Consider the following 8,493-nt stretch of genomic DNA (forward strand, 5'->3'; position numbering starts at 1 on the left):
AAGCGGCCAACAGGCTAAGTGTGCCTGTTGCCGCCCAAAAGGCGGCCCGGATGCCTGATTATCAGGTATCCGGGGAGGATTAAGGGGGTATTTGAATAGAATCAGTGGATATTTGAAACAAAAGCAGCCGAAAACCTTCGTTTAGGTTTCGGCTGTCGGGGGAAGGGCTTTTTTGCAAAGGTCTCTGAATATGAATAAAGTTCAAGGCCGGTCGGTTTACTATATAATACCGTCCAAACCAACCATAACTTACTCATTGCAGGGAAGATAATGAAAAAAGTGCTGATTGTGCATTACTCGCAAACGGGGCAGCTCTCCAGCCTGGCGCGAAATTTTGCCGCGCCGTTGCAAACAGCCGGCGTACAGGTCGATTGCGTCAATATCGTACCGGAGCAGACATTTCCGTTTCCGTGGCCGTTTTGGCGTTTTTTCGATACCTTTCCTGAAACCGTCCATTTAAAACCCGCCCCGATTCTGCCGCCGCAAATTCCATCCGAAGATTACGATGTGGTGGTCATTGCCTACACCGTTTGGTTCCTCTCTCCTTCGCAACCGATGACCGCCTTTTTGCAACGCGAAGAAACGCGCCGGCTGCTGGACGGCAAACCGGTCATCACGCTTATCGGCTGCCGCAATATGTGGCTGGGCGCGCAGGAAAAAATGAAATCTTTGCTGAAACAAAACGGCGCCAAACTCATCGGCAACATCGTAAAAATCGATGCCTGCAACAGCGCGGCTAGTTTCATTACCACGCCCGCATGGATGCTGACCGGCGACAAGCGCTACTTCCGCTCCCTGCCCTCCGCCGGCATTGCTGAAGAAGAATTGGCGGATGCGGCGCGGTTTGGTACGAAATTGCGCGATACACTATTGAACCAACAACCTTTGGACGAAACCCTGTTTCAAAACATGGGCGCAGTGACAGTCAATGAAAAACTGATTTTCAGCGAACGCGCCGCCGGTCACAGCTTCTTCGTCTGGGGCAAGCTTTTGATGGCGGCAGGCCGTATTTCTCCGCTCTTGCGCCGTGCCTTGTTGTGCTTTTACATCGTATTTTTATTGGCGATGATTTTGGTGGTTTTACCTGTCAGCGTGATTTTGAAAAAACTGCTGCATCCGCTGCTCAAAGGCCGTCTGAAAAAACTGGCGGATTATTACGGCCAACCTTCCGGCGGATAAATCGGATTGCGGGCGGCAACCTGTAAGGAGACTGTATATGGACGATTTTGAACGCATTTACCGCGACTGGCACGAATATGCCAAAAACCGCGACACCGACGCGCTGATTGCGCTGTATGCCGACGACGCCGTATTTGAAAGCCCGCTGGTGCCCGCGATTATGAATACCGACAGCGGCATCCTGTGCGGCAAGGCCGAAATCCTGCGTTTTTTACAGGAAGGTACGCGCCGCCGTCCCAACGATTTGGTGCGCTGGTATCGGGACGGCCGCTATTTCGTTGCGGGCGATACGCTGGTGTGGGAATACCCGCGCCAGACGCCCGACGGCGATCAGGTGGATATTTTGGAAGTGATGCGACTGGAAGGCGGCAAAATCAAGCACCACCGCATTTATTGGGGCTGGTTCGGCACGCAGATGCTGACAGCTTCGGCACTCGCCAAAGCGGTTAAGGCTTGACGCCGGAAGCCGCACCGACGTTGGCAGAGGCCGTCTGAAAACGACCAAAATGTTTTGCAGCAACGGCCGACGACAGTCTTGCTTTTCAGACGGCCTCAAATACAGAAAGCACTCCATGCCCGAAGTTATCCACTACCCCGAACGCCGTCGCTTTCAAATCGATATTGACGGTTTGGAAGCAGGCTACATCAGCTATACCGAACACAACGGCGGCTGGGACATAAACCATACCGAGGTCTCGCCCAACTTCCGTCATCGCGGCATTGCCAAACTGCTGGTGAGCGCGCTGATGGAATACGCCGAAACACACCACATCCCGTTGACTGCAAGCTGCGACTACGCGGCACGGTTTATCGGTTGATTATTTTGACAACCACATCATGACATCGAATAACACACTCAAAGACGTTTATCTCAACCGCGTTTCTGCCTTCTTGCCCAATGCCCCCGTCGGCAATGACGAAATGGAAGCCGTCCTCGGCATGGCAGGCGATGTACCATCACGCGTGCGCCGTATGATTTTGCGTTCCAACGGCATTTTGTCGCGCCATTACGCCATCGACCCCGAAAGCCGCCGCACGACGCATACCAATGCTGAGTTGGCTGCCGAAGCGGTCAATGGCTTATTTGCCCAAGGCGTTCCTGCAGAAGCCATCGGCAGCCTAGCGTGCGCCACTTCCTATCCCGACCAAACCATGCCCGGACACGGCGTGATGGTGCATGGTTTGCTGGATATGCCGCCTTGCGAAGTGTTCAGCATGGCAGGCGTATGCGCGGCAGGTATGGCGGCAATGAAACACGCCTACAACGCTGTGCGCACCGGCGAACACGCACATGCAGTTTCCGTTGCTTCCGAAAACGCCTCGGCGGTCATGCGCGGCGAAGTGTTCCAAAGCGAAACCGACCATAAAAAACTGGAAAACGCGTCCCCCGAAATCGGGTTTGAAAAAGACTTTTTGCGCTGGATGCTGTCTGACGGCGCAGGCGCGGTGTATCTGTCCGACCGCCCCAATTCAGACGGCCTCAGCCTGAAAATCCATTGGATAGACCTGCTTTCCTACGCCAACGAAATGCCGCCCTGCATGTATGCCGGCGCAGAATTCCGCGACGGCGTATTTGAAGGCTGGAAACACGCCGATGCCGATTACGGCCGCCGCCACAGCCTGATGGCGGTCAAACAAGACGTCAAACTGCTGAACGAAAATATCGTCCGCTATACAGTGGAAAAACCCCTCTCCCAAATCGCCGCCAAACACGGCATCCGCGCCGAAGAAATCGATTGGTTCCTGCCACACTACTCTTCCGGCTTTTTCCGCGACCGCCTTTCAGACGGCCTGAAAAATATCGGCTTCGACATTCCGCAGGAAAAATGGTTTACCAATCTGCACAGCAAGGGCAACACGGGTTCGGCCTCGATTTACATCATCCTTGAAGAATTTATGCGCACTTTCCCTATCGAACACGGCCAAAAAATCCTGTGTTACGTTCCGGAAAGCGGACGCTTTTCAACATGTTTCATGCTTTTGGAAGCAGTAAAGGCCGTCTGAATGAAAATTGACGACATCCCTCAAGACAACAGCGCCAGCTACCACGGCCACCGTAAAGTCATCTACGGCACCCGCGACGGCCACTACGAAGCGGCCACCAGCAACGGTTGGCAGGACGAAGCCTACGCCACCGAAATGGCAGTGTGCGAACTCGATGCCCAAACGCATGCCGCGCGCGAAGCTGTCGAAAAAGGCGAATATTCGCCGCTGTACTACCATATGTTCCGTTGCCGTTATGATGAAACCGGCTTGGCCATGGCGGCAGGCGTATGGAAATGGCAGCTGCGCCGGCATTTCCGTCCCGAAGTGTTCGCCAAACTACCGACCAAAACTCTGCAAAAATACGCCGATGCCTGCCAAATCAGCATAGACAGCCTCAAACAAACCAATATTTAAAGCCCCCTCATGATTACCCTGCATTCGCTCGACCAATCCCGCGCCCTGCGCATTGTTTGGCTGCTTGAAATCCTCGGTACGCCTTACCGCCTGCAAACCTACCGCCGCCATCCCGACACTTTGCTCGCCCCTGACGAACTCAAAGCCATCCATCCCTTGGGCAAATCGCCTTTATTGGATGATAACGGCTTTATCTTGGCGGAAAGCGGCGCGATTACCGACTATCTGATTCAAACCTATGGCAACGGCCGTCTGATGCCCGAACGCGGCAGCCGCGAATACTGGCAATATCAACGCTGGCTGCATTACGCCGAAGGTTCGCTGATGCCGTTATTGCTGCTCGGACTGGTGTTCCGCCGGATTGAAAGCGCGCCCATGCCGTTTTTCGTCAAACCGATTGCCCGCAAAATCAGCGGCAGCGTCAAAAGCAGCTTTATCCATCCGCAAGCCGCGCTGCATCTTGCCCACATCAACAGCGAATTGGAAAACCGCAAATGGTTGGTCGGCAACAGCCTCAGTGGTGCCGACATCATGATGAGCTATCCGCTGCAAGCCGCAGCCGACCGCTTCGATTTTGCCGACTACCCCAATATCCGCGCTTATTTGCAGCGTATCGAAGCGCATGAAGCCTACCGCCGCGCCGTTGAAAAAGCAGGTTCGCCTTTATTGAAACTCGACAAATAAAACAAGGCCGTCTGAAACGTTTTCAGACGGCCTGAAACCTTGGTTCACTTATCGAATAGCTTTGCAGCAAACGGCATTTTTACCCAAGCGCCGCCCGAGTGCTTTGTTCCCCCTCGCCGTTCCACTATAATGGCAACCCATATCCTTCTAAAAAATAACACCATGCCAACCGACAACCGCCCGACTCTTGCCATCGACACCAGCACATCCTTTCTGTCCATCGCATTGGAACATCAAGGCGAAATCCGCCTGTTTCACGAAAATGTCGGCACCAAGCAATCCGAACAAATCCTGCCGCAAATCGAGCGCCTCTTTAAAGAAGCAGGCATCACTGCCGCCGATTTGGGCTACATCGTCTATGCACAAGGCCCCGGCGCATTTACCGGCCTGCGTATCGGCACGGCGGTTGCACAAGGTTTGGCCACGCCGTTTGACACGCCCATGATCGGCATTCCCTGCCTCGATGCCGCCGCTTCGCTGCTGCCGCCATCCAGTTGCGTACTGGCGGCCACCGATGCGCGCATGGGCGAAGTATTCTACGCATGGTTTGATACGCAAAACCACGTCCGCTTGAGCGATTACACGGTTGGCAAAGCCGCCGCCATTACCGCGCCCGAAGTCAAAACGCCTAGCGGCGGCATCGGTAACGCCTTTGCCCTCGCCGACAAACCGCCTTTTGACGGTCAAGCCGATATGCCGACCGCCACCGACTATCTTAAACTTGCCCGCAGTGGCCGCTATGTTGCTACTGACGCGGCACACGCCGAGCTGCTCTACGTCCGCAACAAAATTGCCCTGACCGCGCAAGAGCAAGCCCAACAAAAGGCCAAACCGTGAACCTGCGTCCAGCCGTACTTGCCGACTGCCCCACCCTTGCCGCCATCGACGCACAAGGCAATCCTTCGTCGTGGACGGTGAAGCAGTTTGAATCAGCTGTTCAACACCATCCCGACAGCGTTTGGCTCAGCCAGACCGACCACCAAATTACCGGCTTTATCGTGTGGCAAACCGTATTTGACGAATCCGAGCTGCACCTGATTGCCGTCGCGCCCGAATACCGCCGCCAAGGCATTGCGTCCGCCCTGCTGCAACACTGGCAAAACGCAGTGCAACAGCAAGGCGCAACCCGATTGCTGCTCGAAGTCCGCGCAAGCAATGAAACCGCGCAACAGCTCTACCGCAAACACGGCTTCCAAACCTGCGGCCGCCGCAAAAACTACTACGCCCTGCCCGACGGTGGCAGCGAAGATGCCGTATTGATGGAGAAATCATGTTAAGCAGCCGCTACCTGCACCTGCACGAAGCCTTGGGCTTGGGCCCGATGTGGCTGAACCGAAACGCCAAAATCATCCATGCTGCGCCTCAAGCCGCAGCCGCGCCCGTCCGCCCCAAAACCATTGTTGCCGATACCGCGCAAGCCGTGCGCACTTTATCCGCAGGCGCCCATCGGGCACGCACTGCCGCCATTGCCACTGCGCAAACGGCCAAACCTGCTGTCCGCGTTCCCGAAGCAGCACCCAAAGCCATTGCCGAAACACCGGCAAAAACAGAAAAAGCCGCGCATTCAGACAATCTGCCCCGTCTTGACGTAACCATCAGGCCGTCTGAAATCATGGTGGTCAGCATTTGCCCGTCCACCGAAGACAGCCTGCACGGTACGCTCTTTAGCGGCGACGTCGGCACGCTTCTCGACAACATTCTCGCCGCCATCGGCCTCAAGCCCGAGCAGGCGCACAAAACCGCATGGGTCAAAACCGCGCCCGTGTTCACCGCCCTCCCCGATGCCGAACACATCCGCGCCGAGCTTGCCGAAATGCAAAACGAGCTGACCGCTTCGCAAGCGCGCGCAGTATTGTTCCTCGGCAAAATCTTCGACAGCCCCGACATGATCGGACTGATGAACGAATTGTGCGGGAAGCGGCCGCATTTCGTCATTCCCCACCCCGCCCGCCTGCTGATGCAGCCGCAACTCAAAGCGCAGGCATGGCAAATCTTAAAGCCATTGAAACAGCTTTTGGCCAAGGCCGTCTGAACATTCTGTTCAACCTGAAATCAGGTTTTCCACCAATAAAAAAGGGCGTGTTCGACACGCCCTAATGTTTATCAATATTCCGCCGAATGCCAGAAAGGCTGGCCCACCGTCGGCGTACTGGCGCGCGCTTTCTCACGCGCCTCCACAGGTTCCGCCTCATAAGCCAGACGGCCCGACTCGACCGCAAGCGCAAAAGCGCGTGCCATATTGACCGGATCGCCGCTGCGGGAAACGGCGGTATTCAGCAACACGCCGTCAAAACCCCATTCCATCACTTGCACCGCCTGCGAAGGCAAACCCAAGCCTGCGTCGATAATCAACGGCGTGTCGGGCAGGCGTTCGCGCAGGACTTTCAGCGCATAAGCATGAACCGCGCCCAATCCCGTGCCAATCGGCGCCGCCCACGGCATCAACGCCTGACAGCCTGCGTCGAGCAGACGGCGGCAGGCAATCAGGTCTTCGGTGCAATAAGGCAGCACTTTGAAGCCGTCTTTAATCAGAATTTCCGCCGCTTCGACAAGCTGGAACACGTCCGGCTGCAACGTATCATCATCGCCGATAAGTTCAAGCTTGATCCAATCGGTATCAAACACTTCGCGCGCCATTTGCGCAGTAGTCACGGCTTCCTGCACACTTTGGCAACCTGCGGTATTGGGCAATACAGGTACGCCCATTTCTTCCAATAACGACCAAAAACCCTGCCCGTGCGCTTCGCCGCCGCTGCCGGCACGGCGCAATGAAACGGTAATCATCGCCGGTTGCGCGATTTGGACAGACTGCTTGAGGATTTCCGGCGTCGGATAAGCAGCCGTACCGAGCAGCAGCCGTGAAGGGAAAGTTTCTCCGTATAGGGTAAACATGATGGATTCCTTTGTAATATTATTTTTGGGGCAATAGCTTCTGAAAAATCGGTTTAGATAGTTTCCAAATAATTTTCAAGTCCTTCGGCGACCTTGGTCGGAATAAACTCGGTAATCGTGTATTTCGCTACGCCTTCTCGGTGAAACGGGTCTTCTGCAATTAACTTTTCCACCTGTTCCCTGCCTGATGCTTTCATCAGGATAACGCCGCCTGTCCGCGGCTGTTTGCGTCCAGACATCACAAATACACCTGCTTGATAATACCGTTCGAGATACGCGATATGCTCGGCCAGGTAGGTTTCAACCGCAGCCAATTCTTTCATATATTCCAACGATACGATAAACATCTCTTTTCCTTTTCTCAGCATTAAACCAATAGCGCAGCTATACGCGCAGTAAAACCGCTTATCCGCCGACTACCGGGCGCACAATGTCCACTTTATCGTTTTCGTTCAAAACCGTTTCCGCATACGTGCCTTTGGCGACAAACTGGGTATTGACGGCAACGGCAAACGGTTTTGGCGGCGAAGTTTGGGCGATAAGGTCGGCAACGGTTGTGCCGTTTAATGTGATGGTTTCATTGTTCAATATAATCTTCATGATGTTTGCTCCTCTTGTCAGACTTCTTATTTTCAGACGGCCTTATTCATCCCACAAAGCCTGAAACGCTTTAACCACCGCTTCGGGATTTTCCGCTTCGGTCACGGCGCGGACGACGGCAAGTGAGGAAACGCCGGTGGCAAGCACATCTTCGGCGTTGTTCAAATCGATGCCGCCGATGGCGACGACGGGCGTGCCGCGTGCCTGTCTGACGTATTCGCGCAGTTTGTCCAAACCTTGCGGGGCGGTCGGCATTTGCTTGGTCGTGGTCGGGAAAATCGCACCGCTGGCGACGTAGCTAGGTTGTACGGACAAGGCGCGATCGAGTTCGGCAACAGAGTGCGTACTCAAGCCCAAGCGCAAACCGGCAGCTTCAATCGCGGCTAGGTCGGCAGTGTCCATGTCTTCCTGCCCGAGATGCACGCCGTATGCACCTGCGGCAATCGCTTCGCGCCAGTGGTCGTTGATGAAAAGCTGGGTTGCACTGTTTTGACAGGCTACGACGCAACGTTCGATTTCGCGTTTCAACTCGTCGCCATGCAGGATTTTACAGCGCAGTTGCACCGTGTCGGCACCTGCTTTGACCATGCGCTCGACCCAGTCAGCAGTGGGAACAACGGCGTAAAATTTCAGGGGAGATTTGAGTGGCGGGAAGGTCATAACGGCTCCGAAAGGAATAATTCGTTGTTATATTATCAGAAAAGGCCGTCTGAATAATATTTGTTTTCAGACGGCCTG

Annotated in this window: 13 protein-coding genes; 9 read left to right on the forward strand and 4 right to left on the reverse strand. The window is 54.8% G+C overall.

Features of this window, described 5'->3' with window-relative positions:
- Positions 1-270 precede the first annotated feature (270 nt).
- The 9 genes from ACTHSP_RS14765 to ACTHSP_RS14805 all read left to right on the forward strand — a co-directional run bounded on the left by ACTHSP_RS14765 (position 271) and on the right by ACTHSP_RS14805 (position 6,295).
- The gene (locus ACTHSP_RS14765) at positions 271-1,179 is read left to right on the forward strand and encodes a dialkylrecorsinol condensing enzyme (protein ID WP_440346344.1); all 909 of its coding nucleotides are present in this window, start codon (positions 271-273) and stop codon (positions 1,177-1,179) included.
- A gap of 37 nt (positions 1,180-1,216) precedes the next feature.
- Positions 1,217-1,636 (forward strand): nuclear transport factor 2 family protein, encoded by a 420-nt coding sequence (locus ACTHSP_RS14770; RefSeq protein ID WP_049351226.1) that lies wholly within the window; start codon positions 1,217-1,219, stop codon positions 1,634-1,636.
- 115 nt (positions 1,637-1,751) lie between these two features.
- Entirely contained in the window at positions 1,752-1,997 is a 246-nt protein-coding gene (locus ACTHSP_RS14775) for a GNAT family N-acetyltransferase (protein ID WP_049329758.1), read from the forward strand.
- A gap of 19 nt (positions 1,998-2,016) precedes the next feature.
- Positions 2,017-3,183: a beta-ketoacyl-ACP synthase III gene (locus ACTHSP_RS14780; RefSeq protein ID WP_049351225.1), complete on the forward strand. Its 1,167-nt coding sequence runs from the start codon at positions 2,017-2,019 to the stop codon at positions 3,181-3,183.
- Complete coding sequence (locus tag ACTHSP_RS14785; RefSeq protein WP_049351224.1) at positions 3,184-3,579, forward strand: hypothetical protein; 396 nt, start codon at positions 3,184-3,186, stop codon at positions 3,577-3,579.
- Positions 3,580-3,588: 9 nt separating this feature from the next.
- On the forward strand, positions 3,589-4,263 hold the full coding sequence (locus ACTHSP_RS14790; RefSeq protein ID WP_250601432.1) for a glutathione S-transferase family protein: 675 nt from the start codon (positions 3,589-3,591) through the stop codon (positions 4,261-4,263).
- A gap of 129 nt (positions 4,264-4,392) precedes the next feature.
- Positions 4,393-5,100: a tRNA (adenosine(37)-N6)-threonylcarbamoyltransferase complex dimerization subunit type 1 TsaB gene (gene tsaB, locus ACTHSP_RS14795; RefSeq protein ID WP_440346346.1), complete on the forward strand. Its 708-nt coding sequence runs from the start codon at positions 4,393-4,395 to the stop codon at positions 5,098-5,100.
- A complete protein-coding gene (rimI, locus tag ACTHSP_RS14800) occupies positions 5,097-5,540 on the forward strand; it encodes a ribosomal protein S18-alanine N-acetyltransferase (RefSeq protein WP_070631251.1) in 444 nt (147 codons plus the stop codon). The genes tsaB and rimI overlap by 4 nt, the downstream gene beginning before the upstream one ends.
- Positions 5,534-6,295 (forward strand): uracil-DNA glycosylase family protein, encoded by a 762-nt coding sequence (locus ACTHSP_RS14805; protein ID WP_440346345.1) that lies wholly within the window; start codon positions 5,534-5,536, stop codon positions 6,293-6,295. The genes rimI and ACTHSP_RS14805 overlap by 7 nt, the downstream gene beginning before the upstream one ends.
- Before the next feature lie 71 nt (positions 6,296-6,366).
- Here the strand turns inward: ACTHSP_RS14805 and ACTHSP_RS14810 are convergent, their stop codons facing one another.
- From ACTHSP_RS14810 to thiE, 4 genes are read right to left on the reverse strand one after another with little or no spacing between them, the layout of a single operon-like run.
- Positions 6,367-7,155: a thiazole synthase gene (locus ACTHSP_RS14810; protein WP_107857853.1), complete on the reverse strand. Its 789-nt coding sequence runs from the start codon at positions 7,153-7,155 to the stop codon at positions 6,367-6,369.
- A 53-nt stretch (positions 7,156-7,208) separates the two neighbouring features.
- Complete coding sequence (locus ACTHSP_RS14815; RefSeq protein ID WP_049332239.1) at positions 7,209-7,502, reverse strand: YciI family protein; 294 nt, start codon at positions 7,500-7,502, stop codon at positions 7,209-7,211.
- A gap of 58 nt (positions 7,503-7,560) precedes the next feature.
- Positions 7,561-7,755, reverse strand: coding sequence for a sulfur carrier protein ThiS (thiS, locus tag ACTHSP_RS14820; RefSeq protein ID WP_049351218.1), 195 nt, complete (start codon positions 7,753-7,755; stop codon positions 7,561-7,563).
- A 42-nt stretch (positions 7,756-7,797) separates the two neighbouring features.
- Positions 7,798-8,415, reverse strand: coding sequence for a thiamine phosphate synthase (gene thiE / locus ACTHSP_RS14825; protein WP_049329750.1), 618 nt, complete (start codon positions 8,413-8,415; stop codon positions 7,798-7,800).
- Between the last annotated feature and the right edge of the window lie 78 nt (positions 8,416-8,493).

This window comes from Neisseria sp. P0001.S005, from assembly GCF_051963715.1.

Excerpts from the sequence above, each read along its gene's own strand:
- ACTHSP_RS14765 (WP_440346344.1), top strand. The coding sequence starts at position 271 with ATGAAAAAAGTGCTGATTGTGCATTACTCGCAAACGGGGCAGCTCTCC.
- ACTHSP_RS14770 (WP_049351226.1), top strand. The coding sequence starts at position 1,217 with ATGGACGATTTTGAACGCATTTACCGCGACTGGCACGAATATGCCAAA.
- ACTHSP_RS14775 (WP_049329758.1), top strand. The coding sequence starts at position 1,752 with ATGCCCGAAGTTATCCACTACCCCGAACGCCGTCGCTTTCAAATCGAT.
- ACTHSP_RS14780 (WP_049351225.1), top strand. The coding sequence starts at position 2,017 with ATGACATCGAATAACACACTCAAAGACGTTTATCTCAACCGCGTTTCT.
- ACTHSP_RS14785 (WP_049351224.1), top strand. The coding sequence starts at position 3,184 with ATGAAAATTGACGACATCCCTCAAGACAACAGCGCCAGCTACCACGGC.
- ACTHSP_RS14790 (WP_250601432.1), top strand. The coding sequence starts at position 3,589 with ATGATTACCCTGCATTCGCTCGACCAATCCCGCGCCCTGCGCATTGTT.
- tsaB (WP_440346346.1), top strand. The coding sequence starts at position 4,393 with ATGGCAACCCATATCCTTCTAAAAAATAACACCATGCCAACCGACAAC.
- ACTHSP_RS14805 (WP_440346345.1), top strand. The coding sequence starts at position 5,534 with ATGTTAAGCAGCCGCTACCTGCACCTGCACGAAGCCTTGGGCTTGGGC.
- ACTHSP_RS14810 (WP_107857853.1), bottom strand. The coding sequence starts at position 7,155 with ATGTTTACCCTATACGGAGAAACTTTCCCTTCACGGCTGCTGCTCGGT.
- ACTHSP_RS14815 (WP_049332239.1), bottom strand. The coding sequence starts at position 7,502 with ATGTTTATCGTATCGTTGGAATATATGAAAGAATTGGCTGCGGTTGAA.
- thiS (WP_049351218.1), bottom strand. The coding sequence starts at position 7,755 with ATGAAGATTATATTGAACAATGAAACCATCACATTAAACGGCACAACC.
- thiE (WP_049329750.1), bottom strand. The coding sequence starts at position 8,415 with ATGACCTTCCCGCCACTCAAATCTCCCCTGAAATTTTACGCCGTTGTT.